The 26,273-nt window shown below is 70.4% G+C and carries 24 protein-coding genes, 1 tRNA gene and 1 riboswitch; of the genes, 10 read left to right on the plus strand and 15 right to left on the minus strand.

The annotated features are described in order from the left end of the window. Nucleotides 1-81: 81 nt before the first annotated feature. Entirely contained in the window at nt 82-507 is a 426-nt protein-coding gene (locus AC07F0_RS00405; protein ID WP_478973546.1) for a hypothetical protein, read from the plus strand. 41 nt (nt 508-548) lie between these two features. Here AC07F0_RS00405 and AC07F0_RS00410 read toward each other — a convergent pair whose 3' ends face one another. Then, complete coding sequence (locus AC07F0_RS00410) at nt 549-1,310, minus strand: SDR family oxidoreductase (protein ID WP_436727840.1); 762 nt, start codon at nt 1,308-1,310, stop codon at nt 549-551. A gap of 145 nt (nt 1,311-1,455) precedes the next feature. Between AC07F0_RS00410 and AC07F0_RS00415 the strand changes: the two genes are divergently transcribed. After that, entirely contained in the window at nt 1,456-2,319 is an 864-nt protein-coding gene (locus AC07F0_RS00415) for a helix-turn-helix transcriptional regulator (protein ID WP_478972305.1), read from the plus strand. A 367-nt stretch (nt 2,320-2,686) separates the two neighbouring features. Here the strand turns inward: AC07F0_RS00415 and AC07F0_RS00420 are convergent, their stop codons facing one another. Then, nucleotides 2,687-4,075 carry a cystathionine beta-synthase gene (locus tag AC07F0_RS00420; protein WP_436727838.1) on the minus strand — a complete coding sequence of 463 codons (1,389 nt, stop codon included), beginning with the start codon at nt 4,073-4,075 and terminating at the stop codon, nt 2,687-2,689. A 158-nt stretch (nt 4,076-4,233) separates the two neighbouring features. Between AC07F0_RS00420 and AC07F0_RS00425 the strand changes: the two genes are divergently transcribed. From AC07F0_RS00425 to AC07F0_RS00435, 3 genes are all read left to right on the plus strand, one after another. Beyond that, the gene (locus AC07F0_RS00425) at nt 4,234-5,259 is read left to right on the plus strand and encodes an SGNH/GDSL hydrolase family protein (protein WP_478972308.1); all 1,026 of its coding nucleotides are present in this window, start codon (nt 4,234-4,236) and stop codon (nt 5,257-5,259) included. Nucleotides 5,260-5,402: 143 nt separating this feature from the next. Then, entirely contained in the window at nt 5,403-6,620 is a 1,218-nt protein-coding gene (locus AC07F0_RS00430; protein WP_478972311.1) for an acetyl-CoA C-acetyltransferase, read from the plus strand. Nucleotides 6,621-6,893: 273 nt separating this feature from the next. Beyond that, the gene (locus AC07F0_RS00435) at nt 6,894-7,676 is read left to right on the plus strand and encodes a hypothetical protein (protein WP_436727836.1); all 783 of its coding nucleotides are present in this window, start codon (nt 6,894-6,896) and stop codon (nt 7,674-7,676) included. An 11-nt stretch (nt 7,677-7,687) separates the two neighbouring features. On the opposite strand, the gene AC07F0_RS00440 is transcribed toward AC07F0_RS00435, so the two are convergent. Further along, a complete protein-coding gene (locus AC07F0_RS00440; RefSeq protein WP_436727835.1) occupies nt 7,688-7,993 on the minus strand; it encodes a hypothetical protein in 306 nt (101 codons plus the stop codon). Nucleotides 7,994-8,094: 101 nt separating this feature from the next. Here AC07F0_RS00440 and AC07F0_RS00445 point away from each other — a divergent pair, with 101 nt between their 5' ends. After that, entirely contained in the window at nt 8,095-8,325 is a 231-nt protein-coding gene (locus AC07F0_RS00445; protein WP_306966512.1) for a DUF4287 domain-containing protein, read from the plus strand. A 61-nt stretch (nt 8,326-8,386) separates the two neighbouring features. Here the strand turns inward: AC07F0_RS00445 and AC07F0_RS00450 are convergent, their stop codons facing one another. The 3 genes from AC07F0_RS00450 to AC07F0_RS00460 form a co-directional block, all read right to left on the minus strand. Beyond that, entirely contained in the window at nt 8,387-9,295 is a 909-nt protein-coding gene (locus AC07F0_RS00450; RefSeq protein ID WP_436727834.1) for a Bax inhibitor-1/YccA family protein, read from the minus strand. A 226-nt stretch (nt 9,296-9,521) separates the two neighbouring features. Continuing rightward, entirely contained in the window at nt 9,522-10,697 is a 1,176-nt protein-coding gene (locus AC07F0_RS00455; protein ID WP_478972314.1) for a 4-hydroxybenzoate 3-monooxygenase, read from the minus strand. Nucleotides 10,698-10,843: 146 nt separating this feature from the next. Then, nucleotides 10,844-10,927, minus strand: a tRNA-Leu gene (locus AC07F0_RS00460). A gap of 439 nt (nt 10,928-11,366) precedes the next feature. Here AC07F0_RS00460 and AC07F0_RS00465 point away from each other — a divergent pair. Together AC07F0_RS00465 and AC07F0_RS00470 are read left to right on the plus strand one after the other, a co-directional pair. Next, complete coding sequence (locus AC07F0_RS00465) at nt 11,367-12,137, plus strand: ABC transporter ATP-binding protein (RefSeq protein ID WP_356927650.1); 771 nt, start codon at nt 11,367-11,369, stop codon at nt 12,135-12,137. Nucleotides 12,138-12,176: 39 nt separating this feature from the next. Continuing rightward, nucleotides 12,177-14,705, plus strand: coding sequence for an ABC transporter permease (locus AC07F0_RS00470; RefSeq protein ID WP_478972317.1), 2,529 nt, complete (start codon nt 12,177-12,179; stop codon nt 14,703-14,705). Between the two features lie 231 nt (nt 14,706-14,936). Here AC07F0_RS00470 and AC07F0_RS00475 read toward each other — a convergent pair whose 3' ends face one another. Next, nucleotides 14,937-16,229: a class I SAM-dependent methyltransferase gene (locus AC07F0_RS00475; protein ID WP_436727830.1), complete on the minus strand. Its 1,293-nt coding sequence runs from the start codon at nt 16,227-16,229 to the stop codon at nt 14,937-14,939. Nucleotides 16,230-16,476: 247 nt separating this feature from the next. Continuing rightward, entirely contained in the window at nt 16,477-17,889 is a 1,413-nt protein-coding gene (locus AC07F0_RS00480) for an NAD(P)/FAD-dependent oxidoreductase (protein ID WP_478972320.1), read from the minus strand. Nucleotides 17,890-18,403: 514 nt separating this feature from the next. On the opposite strand from AC07F0_RS00480, the gene AC07F0_RS00485 reads away from it, so the two are divergent. Beyond that, nucleotides 18,404-18,676: a type II toxin-antitoxin system Phd/YefM family antitoxin gene (locus AC07F0_RS00485; RefSeq protein ID WP_478972323.1), complete on the plus strand. Its 273-nt coding sequence runs from the start codon at nt 18,404-18,406 to the stop codon at nt 18,674-18,676. Next, nucleotides 18,673-18,942, plus strand: coding sequence for a type II toxin-antitoxin system RelE family toxin (locus tag AC07F0_RS00490; protein WP_199210820.1), 270 nt, complete (start codon nt 18,673-18,675; stop codon nt 18,940-18,942). The genes AC07F0_RS00485 and AC07F0_RS00490 overlap by 4 nt, the downstream gene beginning before the upstream one ends. Before the next feature lie 4 nt (nt 18,943-18,946). Here the strand turns inward: AC07F0_RS00490 and AC07F0_RS00495 are convergent, their stop codons facing one another. From AC07F0_RS00495 to AC07F0_RS00525, 7 genes are all read right to left on the minus strand, one after another. Continuing rightward, the gene (locus AC07F0_RS00495; RefSeq protein WP_478972326.1) at nt 18,947-19,888 is read right to left on the minus strand and encodes a Ppx/GppA phosphatase family protein; all 942 of its coding nucleotides are present in this window, start codon (nt 19,886-19,888) and stop codon (nt 18,947-18,949) included. Then, on the minus strand, nt 19,885-20,415 hold the full coding sequence (locus tag AC07F0_RS00500; RefSeq protein ID WP_478972329.1) for a DUF501 domain-containing protein: 531 nt from the start codon (nt 20,413-20,415) through the stop codon (nt 19,885-19,887). The genes AC07F0_RS00495 and AC07F0_RS00500 overlap by 4 nt, the downstream gene beginning before the upstream one ends. A gap of 53 nt (nt 20,416-20,468) precedes the next feature. Beyond that, on the minus strand, nt 20,469-20,945 hold the full coding sequence (locus AC07F0_RS00505; protein WP_436727826.1) for an FtsB family cell division protein: 477 nt from the start codon (nt 20,943-20,945) through the stop codon (nt 20,469-20,471). A 192-nt stretch (nt 20,946-21,137) separates the two neighbouring features. Then, entirely contained in the window at nt 21,138-22,427 is a 1,290-nt protein-coding gene (gene eno, locus AC07F0_RS00510) for a phosphopyruvate hydratase (protein WP_436727865.1), read from the minus strand. Between the two features lie 265 nt (nt 22,428-22,692). Continuing rightward, nucleotides 22,693-23,364, minus strand: coding sequence for a transglycosylase family protein (locus AC07F0_RS00515; protein WP_478972332.1), 672 nt, complete (start codon nt 23,362-23,364; stop codon nt 22,693-22,695). A gap of 4 nt (nt 23,365-23,368) precedes the next feature. Then, nucleotides 23,369-23,535, minus strand: a riboswitch (cyclic di-AMP (ydaO/yuaA leader). 228 nt (nt 23,536-23,763) lie between these two features. Next, on the minus strand, nt 23,764-24,678 hold the full coding sequence (locus AC07F0_RS00520) for a LysM peptidoglycan-binding domain-containing protein (RefSeq protein ID WP_478972335.1): 915 nt from the start codon (nt 24,676-24,678) through the stop codon (nt 23,764-23,766). Between the two features lie 128 nt (nt 24,679-24,806). Beyond that, a complete protein-coding gene (locus AC07F0_RS00525; protein ID WP_478972338.1) occupies nt 24,807-26,105 on the minus strand; it encodes a cytochrome P450 family protein in 1,299 nt (432 codons plus the stop codon). Between the last annotated feature and the right edge of the window lie 168 nt (nt 26,106-26,273).

The raw sequence follows: 26,273 nt of genomic DNA on the forward strand, positions 1-26,273 counted from the left end.
TGGGACAGCCCCAGCCCGGACAGGGGGGCTAACCCCAGTGCGGCCGGCGGCCCGGCTTTCTACCGTGAGGGCATGACCGGAATGGACGCGCGGGACACCGACCTGAAGAAGGAACTCGACGCCACCCTGCACGCGCGCAGGGAGCTGGGCGAGGAGTACGAGTCCGCGCTGGTCGACTCGTTCCTGGAGAAGGTCGACCAGCGGATCGACGGCGCGGTGGACCGCCGGGTGCGCCGGCAGCTCGCCGAGCAGCAGATGCAGACGGCCCGGGACTCCCGGTCGCCGCGGGCCACGGACTCCTGGGGCGAGCGCTTCGGCTTCGGGATCGTCTCCCTGGTCCTCGCGGTGCCGCTGTCCGCGATCGGCGGGGGCGTGGCCCATCTGCCCGGCCTGCTCGCCGCCTGGGCGGGCATCGTCGGCGTCAACGTCGTGCAGGCCGCCCGCACCAACCCGGGCCTGTTCGGCGGTCGCCGCCAGTCCTCCCGGAACAGCGACTGGGAGGACTGAGCGGGAGCACGCCGTTCAGACCTGCCGGGTCGGCACGCCGTTCACACCTGCCGGGTCGGCAGCGCGACGATCTGCCGCAGGTTGACCCGGCGCGGGCGGCTCGTCACGTAGGCGACCAGGTCGGCGAGCTCCTCGGCGGACAGCGCGCCCACCTCGTCCAGCATGCCCTCCACCTGCCGGGAGAGTTCCGCGTCGGCGATGTGCGTGCGCAGCTCGCTCTCGACGAACCCGGGCTCGATGTTGGTGACCCGGACGTCCCGCGGCCCGAACTCGCCGCGCAGGGACTCCGACAGGTAGGTGACGGCGGCCTTGGTCGCGCCGTACACCGCGTAGTTCGGGAAGCTGACGTGCGCGGCGATGGACGAGATGTTCACGATGTCGGCGCTACGGCCGTCCGCGGCGGCGCCCACCAGGTCGCCGGTGAAGGCGCCGATCATCCGCAGCACGCCGGTGACGTTGGTGTCGAGCATCCGCTGCCACTCGTCGGCGCGCCGGGCGTCGACGGGGTGCGGCAGCATGACGCCGGCGGCGTTCACGACCAGGTCGACCGTCCCGTACGCGGCGTGGATCCGGTCGGCTGCGTCGGTCACGGACGTCTCGTCGGTGACGTCCGCGGCGACGGCCAGGGCCTGCCCGCCGTCGGCGCGGATCTTCCCGGCGAGCGCCGCGAGCCGTTCCTCACGCCGGGCCAGCAGCGCCACCCGCGCGCCCTGGGCGGCCAGCAGTACGGCGACGGCCTCACCGATCCCGCTCGCGGCTCCGGTGACGACGGCGGTACGGCCGGCCAGGTTCTCGTACGGCATGGAGTGTCCCCTCGGTGGTGGCCGGGGCGTCTCCCCGGCGTCGTCCACCACCCTCGGCCTCCTCGGCGGCCGTACCCAGGGCGGCGCTTTTCCTGGGTCTGGCAGTACCAGGTTCGCCGGCGCCGGGCCGCCTAGGCTCAATGCCATGGACGGAGAACTGGGAGACTTCCTGCGCTCGCGCCGCGCCCGTATCCAGCCGGAAGACGTGGGGCTGGCCTCCTACGGCCGCCGCCGGGTCCCGGGGCTGCGTCGTGAGGAGGTGGCGCAGCTGGCCGGGGTGAGCGTCGACTACTACATCCGCCTCGAGCAGGGCCGGGGACCCGGGGGAGTTTCGGACGCCGTGCTGGACGCGGTCGCGCGGGTACTGCGGCTGGACGAGGCGGAGCACGCGTATCTGCGGGCGGTCGCCCGGCCCCGTCGGCGGGCCGAGGGCGGTCCGGCCGCGTCCCGGGAATCCGCGCACCGGGAGGCCGCGTCCCGGGTGCGCCCGGGTGTCCAGCTGATCCTGGACGGCCTGGACCGCAACCCCGCGTACGTCCTGGACCACCGTATGGACGTCCTCGCCTGGAACGCCCTCGGTGACGCCGTGATCGGCTTCAGCGACCTGGCCCCCGGCGAGCGCGGCATGCCTCGCCGCGTCTTCCTCGATCCCACCGCCCGCGACCTCTACCCGGACTGGGCGGCGATCGCCTCCCAGACGGTCGCCCACCTCCGCCTCAACGCGGGCCACCATCCCGACGACCCCGTCATGGGCAGGCTCGTCGGTGAACTCTCCCGCGCCAGTGACGACTTCCGCCGCCTGTGGGCGGACCACCTGGTCAAGCCCTGCGACCACGGGGTGAAGCAGCTCCGGCATCCGGTCGCGGGCCTGCTGACCCTCCCGTACGAGACCCTCACCATCCCGGCCGCCCCGGACCAGACGATCGTGGCGTACACGCCCGAACCGGGCTCGGAGACGGCGGAGCGGCTCGCGCTGCTGGGGAGCTGGGTGACGAGCCGGGCCGGCTGACGCCCGCGAAGGAAGCGGGCCGGCTGCCCTGACCGGACAAGGAAAAGCGCGGGGACCGCCGCACCCCCGTGAACGGGGGGCGGGACGACGGCGGTCCCCGCGTAAGACGCGGGCCTGGTCAGGCCGGGCCCTCGCGTCTGTGACGTCGGTGGAGGTCCGGGAGCCGCTCCGGAGGTCCTTGACGCCAACGGCGCCGGCCGGGGCGGGGAGCCGCTCCCGCCCTGCCGACACCCCTAATGTGCAGGACTCGTGTTAAGCGGGTGCTGCGCGAACGTGTCGCGCTCGTACCACTTCCGCGAAGTCCACGAAGATCGCGGACGAACGCCAAGTGCACCCGGTTCGCGGGGGGTTCACCGGCCGTTCGCCGTCACTTCGCGGAGCGGGCGAGGAAGGACAGCAGGTCCTGCCGGCTGACCACCCCGGTCGGCTTGCCCTCGACGAGGACGATCGCCGCGTCCGCCTTGCCGAGGACGGCCATCAGGTCGGCGACGGGTTCGCCGGAGCCGACCTGGGGCAGCGGGCCGGACATGTGCTTCTCCAGCGGGTCCTCCAGGGAGGCGCTCTTGCTGAACAGCGCGTCCAGCAGCTCGCGTTCCACGACCGAGCCGACGACCTCGGCGGCCATCACGTCGGGGTGGCCCGCGCCCGGCTTGACGACCGGCATCTGCGAGACGCCGTACTCGCGCAGTACGTCGATGGCCTGGCCGACCGTCTCCTCCGGGTGCATGTGGACGAGGGAGGGCATGCGGTCGCCCTCCTTGTCGGCGAGCACGTCGCCGACGCGGGCGCTCGGGCCCGCGTCCTCCAGGAAGCCGTAGTCGGCCATCCACTCGTCGTTGAAGATCTTGCTGAGGTAGCCGCGGCCGCTGTCCGGCAGCAGGACCACCACGACGTCGTCCGGGCCGAGCCGCTCGGCGACCTCCAGCGCGGCGACGACCGCCATGCCGCAGGAGCCGCCCACCAGCAGGCCCTCCTCCTTGGCCAGGCGGCGGGTCATCTGGAAGGAGTCCTTGTCGGACACGGCGACGATCTCGTCCGCGACGGTCCGGTCGTAGGCGGTGGGCCAGAAGTCCTCACCGACGCCCTCGACCAGGTACGGCCGCCCGGACCCGCCGGAGTAGACGGACCCCTCGGGGTCGGCGCCGATGACCTTCACCCTGCCGTCGCTGACCTCCTTCAGATAGCGGCCGGTCCCGGAGATGGTGCCGCCGGTGCCCACGCCCGCCACGAAGTGGGTGATCTTCCCCTCCGTCTGCTCCCACAGCTCGGGGCCGGTGGAGTGGTAGTGGGAGAGGGGGTTGTTCGGGTTGGAGTACTGGTCGGGCTTCCAGGCACCGGGCGTCTCACGGACCAGCCGGTCGGAGACGTTGTAGTAGGAGTCCGGGTGCTCGGGGTCCACGGCGGTCGGGCAGACGACGACCTCGGCGCCGTAGGCGCGCAGCACGTTGATCTTGTCGGTGCTCACCTTGTCGGGGCACACGAAGATGCACTTGTACCCCTTCTGCTGCGCCACGATGGCGAGACCCACGCCGGTGTTCCCGCTGGTCGGCTCGACGATCGTGCCACCCGGCTTGAGCGCGCCGCTCTCCTCTGCCGCCTCGATCATGCGCAGGGCGATGCGGTCCTTCACGGACCCGCCGGGGTTGAAGTACTCCACCTTGGCCAGGACGGTCGCCCTGATGCCCTGGGTCACGCTGTTGAGCCTCACCAGCGGGGTGTTGCCGACGAGACTGATCATCGAGTCGTGGAACTGCACCGTTGTCTCCGGTTGCCGCAGAAGTGGTCGTAGTTGGTGCCGCCAGCCTAGGCCCTGCCGGGTCATCCGTGACGGTCGTTCACTCCCCGTTGGGATTGGGCGACGGTCTGTACGGGGCAAGCACTGGGTGTACGGGTTCGAGGAGGTGGCGGCGACGCATGACGAGCATGTCGAGGGCGCGGGTGGCCCGGCGGATCGCGGCGGGCGCGGCATACGGCGGCGGCGGGATCGGTCTGGCCGGGGCGGCGGCCGCCGGGCTGGTGCTGGCGGAGGTCCAGCTGGCGCGGCGCCGGGTGGGCAACGGCACGTCGGCGCATGTGCCGAACGCGGACGGGCGGTACGGCCAGGCGTACGCCCATCCCGGTGTGGAGCCGCTGCGGCTGACGATGCTGGGCGACTCCACGGCCGCCGGCCAGGGCGTGCACCGGGCCGGGCAGACGCCGGGCGCACTGCTGGCCTCGGGCCTGGCGGCCCTGGCGGAACGCCCGGTGGAGCTGCGCACGGTGGCGACGCCCGGTGCCTGCTCGGACGACCTGGACCGCCAGGTGGCCCTGGTACTGGCCGCCCCCCGCCCGGTACCGGACATCTGCGTGATCATGGTCGGCGCGAACGACGTCACCCACCGCATGCCCCCGACCCGCTCGGTCCGCCACCTGTCCTCGGCGGTTCGGCGGCTGCGCACGGCCGGCGCGGAGGTCGTGGTCGGCACCTGCCCCGACCTGGGCACGATCGAGCCGGTCCGGCAACCGTTGCGCTGGCTGGCCCGACGGGCCTCCCGCCAGCTGGCGGCCGCCCAGACGATCGGAGTCGTCGAACAGGGCGGCCGCACCGTGTCCCTGGGCGATCTGCTCGGCCCCGAGTTCGCCGCGAACCCGCGGGAGCTGTTCGGCCCGGACAGCTACCACCCCTCCGCCGAGGGCTACGCGACGGCGGCGATGGCGGTCCTGCCGACCGTCTGCGCCTCCCTCGGTCTGTGGCCGGCCGAGGAGGAGCGCCCGGACGCCTCCCGTCGCGAGGGCTTCCTGCCGGTGGCCCGGGCGGCGGCGGAGGCCGCGTCGGAGGCGGGTACGGAGGTCACGGCCGCCATGCCGAGCGGTCCGAGGGGACCGTGGGCGCTGCTGAAGCGCCGGCGCCGCCGGCGGGTATCCGAGCAGGAGCCGGCTCCCGCCACGCCGTCGAACTGAGGAGAGTCCCGGGAGGCCGGAAAAAGCAAGCGCTTAGAAAACTGCGGTCAGGGTCACATCGCCATACCCGTGACCCAGCCCATACGTACGGGTAACTTCCCAGACAGCCCAGCCAGACCACCCGGTACGTCAATGGAGCCGTGATGCCCGAAGCCGTGATCGTCTCAGCCGCCCGCTCCCCCATCGGCCGCGCCGTCAAGGGCTCCCTCAAGGACCTCCGCCCGGACGACCTGACCGCGACGATCGTCCAGGCCGCCCTGGCGAAGGTCCCCGAGCTGGACCCGAAGGACATCGACGACCTGATGCTCGGCTGCGGCCTGCCCGGCGGCGAGCAGGGCCACAACCTCGGCCGCATCGTCGCCGTGCAGATGGGGATGGACCACCTGCCGGGCTGCACCGTCACCCGGTACTGCTCGTCCTCCCTGCAGACCTCCCGCATGGCCCTGCACGCCATCAAGGCGGGCGAGGGCGACGTCTTCATCTCGGCCGGCGTCGAGATGGTCTCCCGGTACGCCAACGGCAGTTCGGACATGCCCGGCACGCACAACCCACTCTTCGCCGAGGCCGAGGCCCGCACGGCCGCGACCGCCCAGTCCGAGGGCTCCACCTGGCACGACCCGCGCGAGGACGGCCTGCTGCCCGACCCGTACATCGCCATGGGCCAGACCGCCGAGAACCTGGCCCGCGCCAAGGGCGTCACCCGCCAGGACATGGACGAGTTCGGCGTCCGCTCGCAGAACCTCGCCGAAGAGGCCATCAAGAACGGCTTCTGGGAGCGCGAGATCACCCCGGTGACCCTCCCCGACGGCACGGTCGTCTCCAAGGACGACGGCCCCCGCGCCGGCGTCACCCTGGAGGGCGTCCAGGGCCTCAAGCCGGTCTTCCGCCCCGACGGCATGGTCACGGCCGGCAACTGCTGCCCGCTGAACGACGGTGCCGCCGCGCTCGTGATCATGTCCGACACCAAGGCCCGCGAGCTGGGCCTCACCCCGCTCGCCCGCATCGTGTCGACCGGCGTCTCCGGCCTCTCGCCCGAGATCATGGGCCTCGGCCCGGTCGAGGCGAGCAACCAGGCCCTGAAGCGGGCCGGGCTGACCATCGACGACATCGACCTGGTCGAGATCAACGAGGCGTTCGCCGCCCAGGTGATCCCCTCCTACCGCGACCTGGGCATCCCGCTGGAGAAGCTGAACGTCAACGGCGGCGCCATCGCCGTCGGCCACCCCTTCGGCATGACCGGCGCCCGCATCACCACCACGCTCATCAACTCCCTCCAGTTCCACGACAAGCAGTTCGGCCTGGAGACGATGTGCGTCGGCGGCGGCCAGGGCATGGCCATGGTCATCGAGCGCCTCAGCTGAGCGCCTGACCGTAGCCGCCATAGCACGCACCGTGAGGTCTTGGCCCAGAACCCCGGAAACTCCGGGGTTCTGGGCTGTTTTGTGATCCAATCTCCCTCAGGATGTGACCTATCTCCCTCTACACGCAGAGAAGCCCAGGTCACAACAGCCCCACCCCCTCCCCCGGCATCCAAGCCCTGTCCGTTTCGTGACGTTACGCACTGACAGCTGGTTAGTCCGCCCTTCAAGCTGATGTAGGAAGTCGGGGGTCGACTTTGAACCGGGAGTACGTCAGTGAGCGCCATGCCGATCGCGTTGCTGGTCACCACGGCCGCCACGGGCGCCGTGGGCGTCGCCGTCCTGCGCACCGTCCTCCAGCTGCGCCGACAGGTCGCGGCCCTGCACACCGCGCTGGCCGAGAACCGCGCCGCCACCACCCGTGCCCTGCTCCCCGCCGCCCGCACGCCGGCCGACACCGACGAGATACGGGCCGCCGTGGCGGCGGCGCTCGCGGAGGAGCGCGAGCGGGAGCTCGCCGAGGCACGGGCGTTCTGGGCCGCCCAGGAGGCCCGTGACGCCTCCGACGCACCGCCCCTGCTGGGTCTGCCCGACGTCGACCTGTTCCTGCCCCGGCAGGCCGATTTCGCGGGCCTGGAGCCGGTGTCCGAGCCCGGCGCCGACACCGAGGAGCCGGCCGCGGAGTCCCCGGAGCTGGCCGCCGCCCGCCGCCGCCACCCCTCCCACCCGGACTTCGTGCCGACGCAGTCGCCGGTGGTGAACGACCACGAGCGCACGGTCGCCACGCTGGAGGAGCTGGCCGCCCAGCGCGTGGAACTGACGGACGTCCGCCCGGGCCCCCTGGGCACCCTGGACGTCTACGTCTTCGCCGACGGCACGACCCTGTGCATGACCCCGGGCCACCGGGAGACGGCGGAGCACCTGGCCGAGGCTCTGCGCGCAGGCAGGACCCCGGTCCTCCTGGGCGGCTCCGGCATCTCGGGCGCCTACACCCTGACGTTCGAGTGCGGCGAGGAGAACGTCTACATCCTGGCCGACAGGGTCATCGCGTCCCTGTAGAGGAGCGCCGCTCAGACCCCCGCCCGCTTCTGCGCCTCCTCGACCAACCGCACCGCGTCATCGACGTCGGCACCACTGGGAATCACCACCGCAAGATCATGCCCGGCAACGGTGATCTGATCTGCGGCCGCGAACATCCCCGCATCCGGCATTTCCCGAGGCTCCAGACCCTCGAGCACCTGCGCCCTCCGGGACAACTCCCGGGCCAGCCCGAGAGCCTCAGCGGCAGCGCCCCGCTGCAACCGGCTCTGGGGCGCGGCCCTCAAACGATCGGCGAAGTGATCCACCGCACGGGTCAGAGGCGTCGTATCAACCACGCCGCGAGCGTACGCGTCGCACCGGGACTGTTGCCAACGGGCGAACACTCAGGCACGGTGACCTGAAGGACCGGCTTACATCCCAGCGTCCGGAGGCGCCGATGTCCCAAGTCTTCTCCGAAGAGACCCATCGCAACATGCTCGCCCGCATCCCCCACTGCACCGGTCGTGATATCTCCGACTGGTTGCGCACCGTCGAAGAAGGCCCGGCACTCTTCCGTTTCGAGGAAAAGGTCAGCTGGCTCCGGCACGAACACAACCTCGCATACGGCCACGCCAAGGCGATCGTCCACGAGTACGACCTGAGGAGGGCCGCGCGCAAACTGCTCTAGGCGCGCACCACGACGAGGGGCCCCGGCTGTGCCGGGGCCCCTCGCGTACGACTGGTCAGTACTAGTCGCTGCTGTTGAGGATCGAGATGAGCCTCAGGAACTCCATGTAGATCCACACCAGCGTCAGCGTCAGACCGAAGGCCGCGAGCCACGCCTCCTCGCGCGGGGCGCCGTAGGCGACGCCGTCCTCGACCTGCTTGAAGTCCAGGGCGAGGAAGCAAGCACCGAGGATGACGCCGACGATGCCGAAGACGACACCGAGGGCACCGCTGCGGAAGCCGAGGCCGTCACCGCCGCCGAACACCGCGAACAGCAGGTTCACCATCATCAGCAGGATGAAGCCGAGCGCGGCCGCCATCACGAAACCGTAGAAGCGGCGGTTGACGCGGATCCAGCCGGCCTTGTAGGCGATCAGCACACCGGCGAAGACCGCCATGGTGCCGATCACGGCCTGCATGGCCGCGCCGTCGGCGATGTGGCTGTCGACGATGTTGGACACGACGCCGAGGAAGACACCCTCGAACGCGGCGTACGTGAGGATCAGCGCGGGCGAGGCCTTGCGCTTGAAGGACTGCACGAACGCCAGGACCATGCCGATCAGCGCGGCGCCGATGCCGATGCCGTAGCTGCGGCTGATGTTGGCGTCGTCGACCGGCAGCAGGGCCCAGGAGAGCGCCGCGGTGACGATGAGCACACCGAGGGTGCTCGCCGTGCGCAGGACGACGTCGTCGATGGTCATCCGGCCGGTGGTGGCCGGGGCCTGCGGCGGCGCGCCGTACTGCAGGTCCTGCTGGGCGTAAGGGTTCTGCGCGTACGGGTTCTGCGCGTAGGGGTTGCCCGTCGGCTGTGCGTACGGGTTGCCCTGGGTGGCGACAGCGGGACCCCCGGCCTGCGGCGCGGTGTTGAAGCCCGCGTAGCCGTTGTCGCGGCTGAACCCCCGTCGCGAGAAGACCGGGTTTCTGCTCCTCATTTCACTCCTCCATGGCCAACGCTGCGTGGCCTTGGCTCAAGAGTAATAGGTAGGCAAAGGAAAGACCCTAGTGCTTGGGGAGGATCTTTCCCTCGTCGTGCTGCGCAACACGCTACGCGGCTTCGTGATTCCCCCCACCGGAGGGGGTCATTCATCACCAAGCTGCGACACGTCCGGAACCGGACGGAGATCACCCGCTGACGCCGCCCCCGCATCGACCGGCGCATCACCCGAACGGGAAGCCCGTGTACCCCTCGGCCAGATCGGTCTCTGCGGCGCGGGAGGAGGCGATCCGGTCCAGCCGGGCGAGCTGGAGCCGGTCCTCGAAGCCGGTCGCGCCGGGGGCGCGGTGCAGGAGGGTCGTCATGTCGTAGGAGAACCGCTCGGCCTGCCAGACCCGGCGCAGGCAGGTCTCCGAGTAGGCGTCGAGCAGTGCCGATGATCCGGTCTCCTGCTGGTGGGCCAGGGCCCGGGCGAACGTCACGACGTCACCGACGGCGAGATTCAGCCCCTTCGCGCCGGTGGGCGGCACGATGTGCGCCGCGTCGCCCGCCAGGAAGAGGCGGCCGTGGCGCATGGGCTCGTGGACGTAGGAGCGCATGGGCGTGACCGACTTCTGGGTGATCGGGCCGCGCTCCAGGCACCAGTCGTCGGCGGTCTCGAAGCGGCGCTCCAGCTCGTCCCAGATCGCCTCGTCGCTCCACGCCTCGGCGTCGGTGCCGTCGGGCACCTGGAGGTAGAGGCGGGAGACCGACGGCGAGCGCATGGAGAGAAGGGCGAAGCCGCGGTCGTGGCGGGCGTAGACCAGCTCGTCGTGCGAGGGCGGCACGTCGGCGAGGATGCCGAGCCAGCCGAAGGGGTACGTCCGTTCGAAGACCTGAGTGAGTTCGGCCGGGATCGCCTTGCGGGCGACGCCCCAGAAGCCGTCGCAGCCGACGACGTACGCGCACTCCAGGACGTCCTCGCGACCCTCGTGCCGGAAACGGACGCGCGGGGCGTCGGTAGCGGCGTCCTCCACGGCCAGCGCCTCCGCCTCGAACAGCAGCGGTCCGCCCTCGGCGAGCTGGAGGGCGATGAGGTCCTTGCAGACCTCGGTCTGGGCGTAGACCATCACGGAGCGTCCGCCGGTGAGGGCGGGGAAGTCGACGCGGTGGCGCCTGCGGTCGAAGCGCAGTTCGATGCCGTCGTGGCGCAGCCCCTCGCGGTCCATGCGCTGCCCGGCGCCGGCCGCGCGCAGTACGTCCGCGGTGCCCTGCTCCAGGATCCCGGCGCGCTGCCGCCGTTCGACGTAGGCGCGGTCGCGGCTCTCCAGGACGACCGAGTCGATACCGGCGTTGTGGAGCAGCCGGGCCAGGAGGAGGCCGGCGGGGCCGGCTCCGATGATGCCGACGGTGGTGCGCATCGGGCGACCCCTTCCCATCCGTTCGTCCATGTGTTCGCCAGGTGAAAATTCCTTCACCAATATCGGATGCGAGTCTCTGACGGCACGCGACCGCTGTCAACGGTCACGCCGCGAACTTCTCAATGGACGACACAGCGATCGGAAGGTGCCCGGAGCCGGACTCGAACCGGCACGCCCGCGAAGGGGCAGCGAGGTTTAAGCTCGCCGTGTCTGCATTCCACCATCCGGGCAGGCCATGGGCTCCGCATCGAGGTTCCGAGACTATCGGGACGTGTCCCCCGAACAGCGGAAGGGCGGACCGATGTTGTCTTATTTTATTGACGTCTGAGGGTGCATCAGCACACGGAACGCGCCATCCGCACTTGCCAATAGCCTTGCGTGCGACCGTCGGCGGCGCAGCCGGAATGACGGAATTTCACCTCTCGAACGAGGGCACTCCACCTGTTCTTGACACTTGACCGCTCATTTTCCCGACATCCGGAACACGCGGTTCCGGACACCCGGTCCCCTCAGGGGCGTTCGTCATCCCCAGGTATGACTCCGCCCCTCGCGGTCAGACCGGAGTCGGCCCTCGGAACCGGAACAACGGGTGACTACACGGCGGCGTGGGACCCGGACGATGGAACGAGTCCTTCCAAGAACACCGTCGTCCGACAGGAGTGCCATCCCGTGACCACCGCACCGCTCACCGACCGGGCCACCACCGTGGCCGCGCGCGCCACGGATCTGTCGAAGATCTACGGACAGGGTGAGACCCAGGTGGTCGCCCTGGACCGGGTCTCCGTGGACTTCCGGCAGGCCGAGTTCACCGCGATCATGGGCCCCTCCGGCTCCGGCAAGTCGACCCTGATGCACTGCGTGGCCGGTCTCGACACCTTCTCCTCCGGGTCGGTGCGCATCGGCGACACCGAGCTCGGCTCCCTGAAGGACAAGCAGTTGACGAAGCTGCGCCGGGACAAGATCGGCTTCATCTTCCAGGCGTTCAACCTGCTGCCGACCCTGACGGCCCTGGAGAACATCACCCTTCCGATGGACATCGCGGGCCGCAAGCCGGACAAGGAGTGGCTGGACTCCGTGATCCGGATGATCGGTCTGGCGGACCGGCTCGGCCACCGGCCCTCCCAGCTGTCGGGCGGTCAGCAGCAGCGCGTCGCCGTGGCCCGGGCGCTGGCCTCCCGGCCCGAGATCATCTTCGGTGACGAGCCCACCGGAAACCTCGACTCGCGCTCGGGCGCCGAGGTGCTGGGCTTCCTGCGCAACTCCGTGCGCGAACTGGGCCAGACAGTGGTGATGGTGACCCACGACCCGGTGGCCGCGGCCTACGCGGACCGGGTGCTCTTCCTCGCGGACGGCCGGGTCGTCGACGAGATGTACGGGCCGACGGCCGAGTCGGTCCTGGACCGCATGAAGGCGTTCGACGCCAAGGGCCGCACCAGCTGATCCCCCGTCAGGACCGACAGGACCGAGAAGAAGAAACCCATGTTCCGTACCGCCTTGCGCAACGTGCTCGCGCACAAGGCCCGGCTCCTGATGACCGTCCTCGCCGTGATGCTCGGCGTGGCCTTCGTGTCGGGGACCCTGGTCTTCACCAACACCATCTCCGACGCCTTCCAGAAGAGTTCGGCCAAGGGCTTCGACCAGGTCGACGTCGCCGTGACAGCGGGCTACCAGGAGGCCGAGGGCGACCGGGCCGGCAAGCCCCACGACCTGACCCGGGCCACCCTCGACAAGAGCGAGCGGGTCCCCGGGGCCGCGTCCGCCATCGGGGTCGTGCAGGGCTTCACCGCCCTGGCCGACAAGGACGGCAAGCTCATCGGCGAGGGCTTCCAGTCGCAGGGCGGCAACTACTGGGGCGCCAAGGACCCGCGCTATCCCCTGCTCAGCGGTCACGCCCCCAAGGGCCCGGGCGAGATCCTCATCGACTCCGAGACGGCGAAGCGCGCCGGGTACAAGGTCGGCGACACCGTACGCATGTCGGTCGACGGCCCGGTCCTGACCCCGAAGATCACCGGCATCTTCACCACCGACGACGGCAACGTCGCGGCCGGCGGCAGCCTCACCCTCTTCGACACGGCGACCGCCCAGAAGCTGTTCGGCGAGGCGGGCGTGTTCGACCAGATCGACGTCAAGGCTGAGCCGGGCGTCTCGCAGGCCGCGCTGAAGGCGGAACTGGACAAGGCACTGCCCGAGGGCACGGTCGAGACCACCACCGGCAAGGAGCTCGCCGACGACCAGGCGCAGATGATCTCCCAGTCGATGAGCGGCATGCGGACGGCCCTGCTCGTCTTCGCCGGCATCGCCCTGTTCGTCGGCACCTTCATCATCGCCAACACCTTCACCATGCTGGTCGCCCAGCGCACCAAGGAGCTCGCGCTGATGCGTGCGGTCGGTGCCTCCCGCCGGCAGGTGACACGGTCCGTGCTCGTCGAGGCGTTCGTCGTGGGCGCGGTCGCCGCCGTGGCCGGGCTCGTCGCGGGCATCGGCATCGGAGCCGGACTGCGCTCCCTCATGGGGACGTTCGGCGGGTCCGTGCCCGACGGGCCGCTGGTCATCAAGCCCACCACGATCGTCGCCGCGCTCGCGGTCGGCATCCTGGTCACCATGCTGGCGGCCTGGCTGCCGGGCCGCCGGGCCGCGAAGATCCCGCCGGTGGCGGCCATGAACAGCGTGCACGCCAAGGCCACGACGAAGTCGCTGGTGCTGCGCAACACGCTGGGCGCCCTGGTCTCGGCCGCGGGCGTCGCGGTGGTCCTCGTGGCCACGACGATGGACGGTTCGGACGGCCAGGTACCCATGGGCCTCGGCGCGGTGCTGCTGATCATCGGTGTGTTCATCCTGACCCCGCTGCTGTCCCGCCCGCTGATCGCCGCCGCGGCGCCGGTGCTGCGCGCCTTCGGTGTCTCCGGCAAGCTGGCCCGGCAGAACTCGGTGCGCAACCCGCGCCGTACGGCCGCCACCGCCTCCGCGCTGATGATCGGCCTGACCCTGATCACCGGCATGACGGTGATGGCGGGCAGCCTCCAGCAGGCCATCGAGAAGATGGCGTCGTCGTCGATCAAGGCGGACTACGTGGTGTCCATGGCGAACGGCAACGCGCTGTCGCCGGACGTCGAGAAGAAGCTGGAGCGGACCGACGGCGTCACCGCCACCAGCCCGATGCTCAACGCCGCCTCCCGGATCGACGGCCGGACCGAGTACCTGACCGGCGTCAACGGCGCCGCGATCGGCGACCTGGCCGGCCCGAAGGTCGACACCGGTTCCTTCGAGGTCGGCGGCGCCCAGGCCGTCGTGGACAGCGACACCGCCAAGTCCTTCGGCTGGAAGGCCGGTTCCGCCTTCACCGTGTCCTTCGAGGACGGCAAGAAGCAGAGGCTCACGGTCGCCGGCACGTACGAGAGCAACGACTTCCTGAGCGGCATCCTGCTCGACGAGAAGATCCTCGCGCCGCACGAGTCGGACCCGTACAACATGAAGGTCATGGTGAAGACCGCCGGCGGCACGTCCGGTGCGACCCAGGACAAGCTGGAGAAGGCCCTCGGCACCAACCCGGCCGTCAAGGTTCAGGACAAGCAGGACATCTCCAACGAGATCGCGCAGATGTTCACGCTGATGCTGAACATGGTCTACGGCCTGCTCGCCATGGCGGTGATCGTGGCGGTCCTGGGTGTCATCAACACCCTGGCCATGTCGGTCTTCGAACGCTCCCAGGAGATCGGCATGCTCCGGGCGATCGGTCTGGACCGCAAGGGCATCAAGCGGATGGTCCGTCTGGAGTCCCTGGTGATCTCCCTGTTCGGCGCGGTGCTGGGCATCGGCCTGGGCGTGTTCTTCGGCTGGGCGGCCGGTGAGCTGCTGGCCACGAAGCTGGCGACCTACGAACTGATCCTGCCCTGGGCACGGATGGGGATCTTCCTCCTGCTGGCCGCGACGGTGGGTGTCCTCGCCGCGCTGTGGCCGGCCCGTCGGGCGGCCCGCCTGAACATGCTGGAGGCGATCAAGGCGGAGTAGCGCCGGACATGCGAGGGCCCCTTTCCCACGGTGGGAAAGGGGCCCTCGACGTCTCGGGTGCGGGGCCGCGCGGCCCGGAGGGGATGCGGGGGCCGCGTCACCCGTTCGGCAGCTCCGCGGGCTCGCGGCCCGGCCCGGAAACGGGCCGCGAGTGCGGTCCCGGTTCTCCCTCTCCCCGGCCGCCACCGAACGGCCCCGGTCCCGCCGGCAGGTACCGGGGCCCTGCCGTGTTCAGTTCCAGGTGCGGGCGCGCAGGGGCATGCCCGACGCCCCGGACTCGGGGGTGCGGACGGCCAGGACCTGGTTGACGCCGATGCGGTTGCGTTCGAAGGCGAGCGCGGAGGCGGCCATGTACAGGCGCCAGACGCGGGCCCGGCCCGGGCTCGTGAGCTGGACGGCACGCTGCCAGCCGGCCTCCAGGCGGGCGACCCACTGCCGCAGGGTGAGGGCGTAGTGCTCGCGGATCGACTCGACGTCGCGCACCTCGAACCCGGCGCGCTCCAGCATCGCGACGGTCATGCCGACGGGCTGGAGCTCGCCGTCGGGGAAGACGTAGGAGTCGATGAAGGAGTCGACGTCGTACGCCGTCTCGTCGCGCACCGGCCGGCGGGCGATCTGATGGTTGAGGAGCCGCCCGCCGGGCTTCAGCAGCCCGTACAGGTCGCCGGCGTACTCCAGGTACCGTTCGGCGCCGACGTGTTCGGCCATGCCGATGGAGGAGATCGCGTCGTAGGGCCCGTCGCGGACGTCGCGGTAGTCCTGGACGCGGATCTCGACCTTGTCCGTGAGCCCCTCGTCGGCGACGCGCTTGCGGGCGTACGCGGCCTGCTCCTGGGAGAGGGTGACGCCGACGACGCTCACGCCGTGCTCGCGGGCGGCGTGGATGGCCATGGAGCCCCAGCCGCAACCGACGTCGAGCAGCCGCTGGCCGGGGGTCAGGCCGAGCTTGCGGCAGACCAGCTCGAGCTTGTCGTGCTGGGCCTGTTCGAGGGTGCTGTCCGGGCTGGGCCAGTAGGCGCAGGAGTACACCATGGAGGGCCCGAGGACGATCTCGTAGAAGTCGTTGCCGACGTCGTAGTGGTGTCTGATGGCGCGTCTGTCGCTGCGCTTGGTGTGCAGCTTGCGGCGGGGCCGGCGGGCCTCCTCGCGGGGCGGGGCGGGCGGCAGCGGGGTCCCGGCGAGCTTGACGAGCCCGCGTACGGCGGCGCGGACCTCGGGGTCGCGCAGGGCCTGGGCGAGGGTGCGGGCGTCCTCGTCGCGCTCCCAGATGTGACCGGCCAGCAGGTCGAGGGTGGTGTAGAGGTCGCCGTCGATGTCGAGGTCACCCGCCACCCAGGCGCGGGCCAGGCCCAGTTCACCCGGCTTCCACAGCAGGCGGCGCAGCGCGCGGCGGTTGCGTACGACCAGGGTCGGCGCGCCCGGCGGGCCCGCCTGCGAACCGTCCCAGGCGCGGATGCGCACCGGTAGTGGTGCTCCCAGCAACTGTGCGAAGAGGCCCTGGAGCCGCGGCGCGGCGTCTGCCATGGTGTACACCTCCGTGACGGGGAATCCCGGAATGTCCGACACCACGTAAACACCTGCGGGGCCTTCGCGCAGTCCCCGGCACGCGTCACGACTGGGCAAAACCACCACGCCGAAGCAACGGGAACGCCGAAGGACCTCCCGCACCACGGATGGCGGGAGGTCCTTCGGCGGAGATCCTTCAGCGAAGATCCTGCGGCGGACGCCCTCGGTGGAGTAGTCCTTCGTCAGGCGGGTGACCGACCGGAGGTCAGGAGGCCTTGGCCTTCTCCTCGGTCTTCTCCTCGGCCTTGGCCTCGGACTTCTCCTTCGGCGCGGCGGCGACCGGGGCCGGCTTGGCGGCCTCGTAGAACTCCTCGCGCGGCGTCTCGATGGCGCCGAGCGAGACGACCTCGCGCTTGAGGAACATGCCGAGCGTCCAGTCGGCGAAGACGCGGATCTTGCGGTTCCAGGTCGGCATCGCCATGCCGTGGTAGCCACGGTGCATGTACCAGGCGAGACGGCCCTTGAGCTTGATCTTCATCTTGCCCATGACGATCATCGCCACGCCCTTGTGGAGGCCGAGCCCGGCCACCGCGCCCTTGTTGGCGTGGGAGTAGTCCTTCTGCGGGAAGCCCCGCATGCCGGACAGGACGTTGTCGCCTAGGACGCGGGCCTGCCGCAGCGCGTGCTGCGCGTTCGGCGGGCACCAGGCGTTCTCGTTGCCCGCCTTGCGGCCGACGAGGTCCGGGACCTGGGCGTTGTCGCCCGCGGCCCAGATGTAGTCGGTGCCCTTGACCTGGAGCGTGGTCTCGCAGTCGACGTGGCCACGGGGCCCGAGGGGCAGGCCGTAGCGGGAGAGGACCGGGTTCGGCTTGACGCCGGCGGTCCAGACGATGGTGTTGGAGTCGACCTCCAGGCCGTTCTTCAGCACCACGTGTCCGTCGACGCAGGAGTCCATGGAGGTGGACAGGTAGACCTCGACGCCGCGGCCCTCGAGGTGCTCCTTGCCGTACGTGCCGAGCTTGGGACCGACCTCGGGGAGGATCTTGTCGGCGGCGTCGACGAGGATGAAGCGCATGTCCTCGCGGGACACGTTCTTGTAGTACTTCGCCGCGTCCCGGGCCAGGTCCTCGACCTCTCCGATGGTCTCCGCACCGGCGAAACCGCCGCCCACGAAGACGAAGGTGAGCGCCTTGCGGCGGATCTCCTCGTCGGTGGTGGAGTCGGCCTTGTCGAGCTGCTCGAGGACGTGGTTGCGCAGGCCGATGGCCTCCTCGATGCCCTTCATGCCGATGCCCTGCTCGGCGAGGCCGGGGATCGGGAAGGTGCGGGAGACCGCGCCGAGCGCGACCACCAGGTAGTCGAAGGGCAGCTCGTACGCCTCGCCGACGAGCGGGGCGATCGAGGCGACCTTGCGGTCCTGGTCGATGCTGGTGACCCGGCCGGTGAGGACCTCCGCCTTCGGCAGCACGCGTCGCAGCGGGACGACGACGTGGCGCGGGGAGATGTTGCCGGCGGCGGCTTCGGGGAGGAAGGGCTGGTAGGTCATGTACGACCGGGGGTCGACGACCGTGACGGTCGCCTCTCCGTAACGCATCTTCTTGAGGATGCGCCGAGCTGCGTACAGGCCTACGTACCCACCGCCTACTACGAGGATCCTGGGACGCTCCGTGGTGCTCATGGCATCGAGTATCCACCCGGTTGAGGGGGGTGGCTCGTGCGCCCCTTCACAAGCTCGGGTGGGGTGTGTGTTATCCTCCGCGGCCCGCGTGATCCACGTCATGGTGACAACCGGGAGCGTTTGTGCACCCCTGACCGTTGTCAATGCCGCGTGAGCTGCCTCTCTGCATCCGAGGGGCCTCCGTGAGGTCCTTCCGGAGTGCCTCTTCGCGCACCTCCCCGGACACCTCCATACCATGCTTCTGAACATGTTCAAAGGCCTGTTCAGCCCCCGGACGGGCCAACGGAGCCCCTCTGATCGCCCGGGAGGGCCGAATTCCTTGTGAAGAACTTCACGAACTTTTCCGACGGGCTGTCGCCGGGGGGTCAGAAGAACCCCCCGGACGCGCTCATTCGTGATCCATGCCTGCTCAGAAGCGGGCTAGGCGACGGACCACGCGATGCCGTCGAGGATCGCTCGCGAATGCGACTCACCGAAAGAGCGCCGTGTACACACTGATGCGTACACTGGTCTCATGCCTGAGAACACCGTGACTGTACGGGAAGCCCGCGCGCACCTCGCCGACCACATCAACCGGGCCGAGGAAGGCGTTCCGACCGTCATCACGCGCAACGGTGCTCCGGTGGCGGCCGTGGTCCCGATCGCAGATTTCGAAGCACTGGAGGAAGCGGCCGACGTCATGCTGGCGCGCGAAGCCGAAGCGGTTCTGGCCGAGGGCGGCCCCACCGTGACGATGGCGGAACTGCTGGCAGACCTGTTCACCGAGCAGAACGGCGATGCGGCTTGAAGTACGCCTTCCGGTTCACCACAGCGGCGCAACGGCAGCTCCGGGCCATCAGCCGACCCGACGCCATGCGTATCCTGACCGCGCTCACCGCGCTGGGCGATGACCCGTACCGCGAGGACGCCGATGTCAAGAAGCTCACCGGCCCGTCCGGGCTCTACCGGCTCAGAGTCGGCAGCTACAGGGTCGCCTACCAGATCAACGATGGTGAGCTCGTCATCCTCGTCGTCAAGGTAGGCGACCGGCGGGACGTGTACCGCAACCTGTAGGCGGTCAGGCCAAAGACCAGCCGATGCCGTCGAGGATGTCGTGTTCGCTCACGACGACCTCCTCCGCGCCGATCCGCTCCATGATCGACAGCAGCACGAGGGCCCCCGCCCCGATCACGTCGACCCGGCCCGGGTGCATGGAGGGCACGGCCGCGCGCTCGGCGTGCGTGGAACGCAGCAGCCACTCGGTGATCTCGCGGACCCGGTCGTGGGAGACACGGGAGTGGTGGATGGCGGCCGAGTCGTACTCGGGCAGCTCCTGCGCGATCGCCGACACGGTCGTCACGGACCCGGCCAGGCCCACCAGCGTGCGGGCCTCGCGCAGCGGGACCGTCTCCTCGGCGAGGTCGAGGGCGGCCTCGATGTCCGCCCGCATCGCCGCGATCTGCTCCTTGGAGGGCGGGTCGCTCACCACCCCGTCCCGGACCAGGTGACGCTCGGTCATGCGGACACAGCCGATGTCCACCGAGCGGGCCGCGCGCACCCGGTCGTCGCCGACGACGAACTCGGTCGAGCCGCCGCCGATGTCCACGACGAGGTAGGGCTTCGGCAGGTGGTCGCGCCCGGCGAGTTCCTTGGTGGCACCGGTGAAGGAGAACTCGGCCTCCTGGTCCCCGGAGATCACCTCGGGCTCGACGCCCAGGATGTCCAGCACGCCGCGCACGAACTCTTCCCGGTTCTCGGCGTCCCGGGAGGCGGAGGTCGCCACGAACCGCAGCCGCTCCGCCCCGTGCTCCTTGATGATCCCGGCGTACTCGCGGCAGGCCGCGAACGTCCGCTGGAGCGCCTCGGGGGCGAGTCGGCCGGTGCGGTCGACGCCCTGCCCCAGCCGCACGATCGTCATCCGGCGGTCCAGGTCGACCAGCTCACCGGTGCCCGGGTCGGCATCGGCGACCAGGAGCCGGATGGAGTTCGTACCGCAGTCCACGGCGGCGACACGGGTCACTGGGCGTCCTCCTCGACGGTCGTCACACAGGCGCCCTTGCGCCACCACTCGGGCAGCATGGCCAGAGCCTCGTCGCCCAGCGGGTTCACGCCCGGCCCCGCGGCCAGCGAGTGCGCCACCAGCACGTGCAGGCACTTCACCCGGTCCGGCATGCCGCCCGCGCTCGGGAAGTTCTTCAGCTCCTCGATCGCGTCACGGCGCCGGACGTAGTCCTCGTGCGCCGCCCGGTACGCCGCCGCCAGTTCCGGGTCCGAGGCCAGCCGCTCGGTCATCTCCTTCATCACGCCATTCGCCTCCAGCGTGCCGATCGCCGAGTTCGCCTTCGGGCACGTGAGGTAGTACAGCGTGGGGAACGGCGTGCCGTCCGGCAGCCGCGGGGCCGTCTCGACGACGTCGGGCTGCCCGCACGGGCACCGGTGCGCGATCGCGCGCAGGCCGCGCGGGGGCCGGCCGAGCTGCTGCTTGAAGGCCTCGACGTCCGCGTCGGTGGGCTCGGTGCGCGGAGTGGTCGGCGGGGGCGTTTCCATGACTGTGTTCAGGCTGTCTTTCTCTGGGTTCAGGTCACTGGCTGGGTATCGGGTCACTGGTCGGAGGCGTCGGCCCTGTCGACCCCGTCCCAGACGTTCGAGTACCAGGGGCGGTCGGCCGCCCCGAGGTCGGCGTGCGACTGCTTCGCCGCGTGCGGGTCGACGACGATGAATCCCGTCTCCCCCGGCATGACGTAGTGCAACCGCTTCCGGATCTGCTGCTCGGCATACGCGTCGTCCTGCCAGCGCGCCTTCTGGTCGCGCAGCCGTTCGACGCGCTGCCGGGCCTGCTGCTGTTCGCGCTGGAGGTCGTCGATCTCGGCGCGCTGCGAGACGTACTCCCGCATCGGGTAGGCCAGGGCCACGATCAGCGAGCACATCACCAGGGCGAGCAGCGCGGCCCGGCCGGTCAGCCGCGAGCGGCGGGCCTGACGCTTGGTCTGGGAGCGGTAGACCCGGGCCGCGGTCTGCTCGCCGAGCAGCCGGATCCTGGTCGCGGTGGAGAACCGGTCCCGGTCCTTCACGGCCATGTCTGTCCGCCTCCCGCTCCACCGTCATACGCGCGTACGTCCCCGGACACGGTACGGGACCGGGTACGGGGACGTACGTACGACGCTGCTACTTGAGGGCCGGGTCAGCCCCTGCTGTGCCTAGTTGTTCGCGGAGCGCTGTGCTTAATTGTTCGCGGAGCGCTGTGCTTAATTGTTCGCGGAGCGCTGTGCTTAATTGTTCGCGGAGCGAAACCGCGGGAACGCGCTGCGGCCGGCGTACACCGCCGCGTCGTCGAGGATCTCCTCGATGCGCAGCAGCTGGTTGTACTTGGCGACGCGCTCGGAGCGGGCCGGGGCGCCGGTCTTGATCTGGCCGCAGTTGGTGGCGACGGCCAGGTCGGCGATGGTGACGTCCTCGGTCTCGCCGGAGCGGTGGGACATCATGCACTTGAAGCCGTTGCGCTGGGCCAGCTCGACGGCGTCCAGGGTCTCGGTCAGCGAACCGATCTGGTTGACCTTGACCAGGAGCGCGTTGGCCGCGCCCTCCTCGATGCCGCGGGCGAGGCGCTCGGGGTTGGTGACGAACAGGTCGTCGCCGACGAGCTGGACCTTGTCACCGAGCTTGGCGGTGATGGTCTTCCAGCCCTCCCAGTCGTCCTCGAACAGCGGGTCCTCGATGGAGACGAGCGGGTACGCGTCGACGAGCTCCGCGTAGTACTCGGTCATCTCGGCCGCCGAGCGCTCCTTGCCCTCGAAGGTGTAGACGCCGTCCTTGTAGAACTCGGACGCGGCCACGTCGAGGGCCAGGGCGATCTGCTCGCCGGGGGTGTAGCCGGCCTCGTTGATCGCCTCGAGGATGAGGTCGAGGGCCTCGCGGTTGGAGCCGAGGTTCGGGGCGAAGCCGCCCTCGTCGCCGAGGCCCGTGGCCAGGCCCTTCGACTTCAGGACCTTCTTCAGCGTGTGGTAGACCTCGGCGCCCCAGCGCAGGGCCTCGGAGAAGGACTCCGCGCCGATCGGGGCGATCATGAACTCCTGGATGTCCACGTTGGAGTCGGCGTGCGAGCCGCCGTTCAGGATGTTCATCATCGGCACCGGCAGCAGGTGCGCGTTCGGGCCGCCCAGGTAGCGGAACAGCGGCAGGTCGCTGGCCTCGGAGGCGGCGTGGGCGACGGCGAGCGAGACGCCGAGGATGGCGTTGGCGCCGAGGGAGCCCTTGTTGTCGGTGGCGTCCAGGTCGAACATGGCCTGGTCGATCAGGCGCTGCTCGGTGGCGTCGTAGCCGACGAGCTCCGGGCCGATCTGCTCGATGACCGCGAGGACGGCCTTCTCCACACCCTTGCCGAGGTAGCGGTTCGAGTCGCCGTCGCGCAGCTCGATGGCCTCGAAGGCGCCCGTGGAGGCGCCGGACGGGACGGCGGCACGACCAGTGCTGCCGTCGTCGAGGCCGACCTCGACCTCGACCGTGGGGTTGCCTCGGGAGTCCAGGATTTCCCGGGCTACGACGACGTCGATGGACGGCACGAGCATCTCCTTCTTCATGTGACGCGGGTACGCGGGCCGCGTGGACCCGGCGAGGCGCGGGCCGCGGTGGCTCGCGACATGAGCCTAACCGGCTCCGGGCGATCGGCCACCGGGTCGCCCACCCCATGGACAGAACCGAGAGTAAATTGTTTCCGAACGGAACAAAGCCGGATCGCAAAGACCGCCGGAAAAAACCCCGCCCCGGTGCGCACGGGGGATGACGCACCGGGGCGGGGAGCCCGTGGGGACGGGGATGGGCCGCTGCTTACTTCAGGTGCAGCTGCTGGCCCGGGTAGATCAGGTTGGCGTCCGTGATGATGTCCTTGTTCAGCTCGAACAGCTTCTCCCAGCCGCCCTCGACCTTCTGCTCGGTCGCGATGGAGCTGAGGGTGTCACCCTTGACGACCTTGTACTCGCCGTCACCCTTCTTGACCTTCTTGCCGGTCGGGGTGGTGACGGTCTTCTGGGTCTGGGCCGGACGCTCGTCGGAGCGGGAGGCCGGCTGCTGCTCGGTCTGGCGGGTCTCGGTGGAGCCGCTGCTCTGCTCGGAGCCGCCGCTGTAGCCGGCGCTCGACAGGCCCTTGCCGCAGACCGGCCAGGCGCCCTTGCCCTGGCTCGCGAGGACCTTCTCGGCGACCTGGATCTGCTGGTCCTTGGTGGCCTGGTCGGCGGTGGAGGCGTACTGGGTGCCGCCGTACGCGGACCAGGTGGAGGCGGAGAACTGCAGACCGCCGTAGTAGCCGTTGCCGGTGTTGATGGACCAGTTGCCGCCGGACTCGCACTGGGCGACGGCGTCCCACTCGGAGGCGGTGGCGGCGGAGGCGTTGCCGGCCGCCATCAGCGGGGCGGCGACGGCGGCACCGGTGACACCGGCGATGGCGATGACCCGAGAGGCCTTGGACGGACGGCGGTGCGTGCCCTTGCCGGAAAACAGCATGGAGAGATCCCCTCACCGACGCCTGCGAGGTGAGCTGTCGGGTTCGGGCCGGTTGAGTTGCCCGGCCGCGTCCCTCCCGGGACGCGGCTTCACCCCAAGCCCTTCCGGCACAACCGGCCGGTCGGGCACTTACCTTGGGTCCCCCGCTCCTGCCTACGGCGCTTGACGCGACGACTGTTCCCGTGCGGCCGCTGGCAGGATTCGGCGTTGCGGCAGCCGGGGCTCGCGGTGACGAGCGGTCATGACCGTAGACATGCGATCCGCGGAATTTCAAAGACGATCAGGGCTTCTGAGATCTATCTCTCACCGCACCGATAAGGGACATTAGCCGCGAACGGTGACGTGAACTCGCACGGTTTCGGGGTGACTTCCGCCGCCGTTTCCGTACTGACCCACCGGCTACCGCTCGTCCGCTTCGACCCCAACCGTGAGCTTCTGACCGGGGCGGATGAGGTTCGGGTCGGTGCCGACAGCCGTCTCGTTCCCGACGTAGAGCGCGCGCCATCCGCCGCTGAGGTCAAGAGAGTTCGCGATGGACCAGAGGCTGTCGCCGGGGCGGACGGTGTAGGAGCCGTCCGTCGCCTCCCGGGCGGCCTCGCCGTCGCGCGAGGCGTGCCGTCCTGCGGACCCGGACGGACGGCCGTCCTCGACCTCGGCGTCCTCGTCGGCACTGGGGCCGCGGTGGCGGCCGGAGGTGGTGTCGCTCGGGACTGAAGAGCCGTCACCCTGCGGCGACTTGGCAGGCTCGTCACTCTCGGGGGTGGGCGAGGGGGAGCTGCTGGACTCCTGGTCCTGCGACTGCTCCTGCGACTGCTCCTGCGTCGAGGAATCGGAGGAATCAGGCGACTTGTCGGAGTTGGCGGTTTCGCCCGATTCGGAGGAGTCGAGCAGTCCGGGCGAGTCCGTCGGAGCGGACGAGTCGGAGGTGTCCGAGCCCTTGTCCTGTTCGAGGCCGGAGAGCAGCCCGCAGGTGCGCCAGGCGCCGACCCCCTGGTCGGCGAGGATTCTCTCGGCCACGGCTATCTGCTGGGAGCGGCTGGCCAGGTCGGCGCTCGGGGCGTAGTCGAGGCCGCCGTGGCTCTCCCAGTCCTCCTGGGACAACTGGAGGCCGCCGAAGTATCCGTTGCCGCTGTTCTGGCTCCAGGCGCCGCCGGTCTCGCAGTCCGCGACCCGGTCCCAGGTCGTGCCGTCGGCCGCGCTGGCACCGGAGGCCCCGAGGAGCGGAATCGCGATGGCGGAGCCGGTCACCCCGGCCGCGACGAGGAGAGCCGGAGCCTGGCGGGGGCGACGGTGCCGACCGTTCCCGGAGAGCATACGGAGACCTTTCGCGAGACAGCAGTGACCGGCGCGGCGCAGGGGCTCCCGGGCCGCGCTGATGATGGGTGAACGTATCGGCAGACGATCACTTGTCACAAGTTCATGCCGCGCAGATCACGTGAAGATCACAGCTCTGACGGCGTGTCATGTTTAGCCGGTGAGAACTCCACCGGCAGCGTGCGCAGCCCGCGCATGATGAGGCCGCCCCGCCATCTCAGGTCGGCCGGATCCGCCGCCAGCCGCAGGTCCGGGAGGCGGGTGAGGAGCGTGGCGAGCGCGGTCTGGCCCTCCAGACGGGCGAGCGGGGCACCGAGGCAGTAGTGGATGCCGTGGCCGTAACCGAGGTGCTGGTTGTCGCGCCGGGCGAGGTCGAGCACGTCCGGACCGGCGAACCGCTCCGGATCCCGGTCCGCGGCCGCCAGGACGACGAGGACCGGGTCGCCGGGCGCGATGTGCTGCCCGCCGATGGTGAGGGGCTGGGTGGCGAACCGCCAGGTGGCGAGTTCGACGGGGCCGTCGAAGCGCAGGAGCTCCTCGACGCCGGTCTCCAGGAGGCCGGTCTCCCCGGCGGCGAGGGACGCCTGGAGGCGCGCGCGCTGCTCGGGGTGGGTGAGCAGGGCGTAGGTCCCGTTGCCGATCAAATTCACGGTCGTTTCGAACCCGGCGAACAGCAGGATGAAGGCCATGGCCGCGGCCTCGTTCTCGGTGAGGTGCTCACCGTGGTCGGAGGCGCGGATGAGCCCGGAGATGAGGTCCTCGCCGGGGGCGGGCTCGTCGGGCAGCGCCTCGCGCTTGCGGTGGATGAGGTCGGCGAGGTAGCCGCGCATCTTCTTCACGGACCGCGCCACGCCGCCCCTGGGCCCGCCCTGGTGACGGATCATCATCCCCGCCCAGTCGCGGAAGTCGTCCTGGTCCTCGCGGGGGACGCCGAGCAGGTCGCAGATGGCGTAGATGGGGAGCGGGAAGGCGAACTCGTGGATGAGGTCGGCGGATCCCTTCCGCGCGAACCCGTCGATGAGCCCGTCGGTGAGCTCCTGCACGCGCGGCGCGAACTCGGCGACCCGGCGGGGCGTGAACGCCTTGGAGACGAGCCGCCGCAGCCGGGTGTGGTCCGGCGGGTCGATGTTGAGCAGATGCGTCATCAGCTCGGCCTTGCGCTCCCCGGGGATGCCGGTCTTGCCCTTGGCGTGCGCGGGCTCGTCGTGATGCGCCGGGTTCTTGGAGAGCCGGTGGTCGGCGAGCGTCTGCTTGGCATCGGCGTACCGCGTGACCAGCCAGGCCTCCACGCCGCTGGGCAGCCTGGTGCGGTGCACGGGGGCGTGCTCGCGGAGCCAGGCGTAGGCGGGGTAGGGGTTGCTCGCGAACTCCCAGGTGAAGAGGTCGGGAGCGGCGGCCGGGGTGCTGGACTGGGGCTGGTCGGTCACTCCCCGACGGTATCCGGCTCCCCGCCCCCTCCCCTCCCCCGGCCGGTCCCAGCGGTCTCCGCCTCCCTGCCTGCCCCGGCCGGTCCCTGCGGTCCTCCGCCCCCTGTGCCTTGCCCCGGCCGGTCCCAGCGGTCTCCGCCTCCCTGCCTGCCCCGGCCGGTCCCTGCG

It is taken from the genome of Streptomyces sp. NPDC045955, assembly GCF_056430805.1.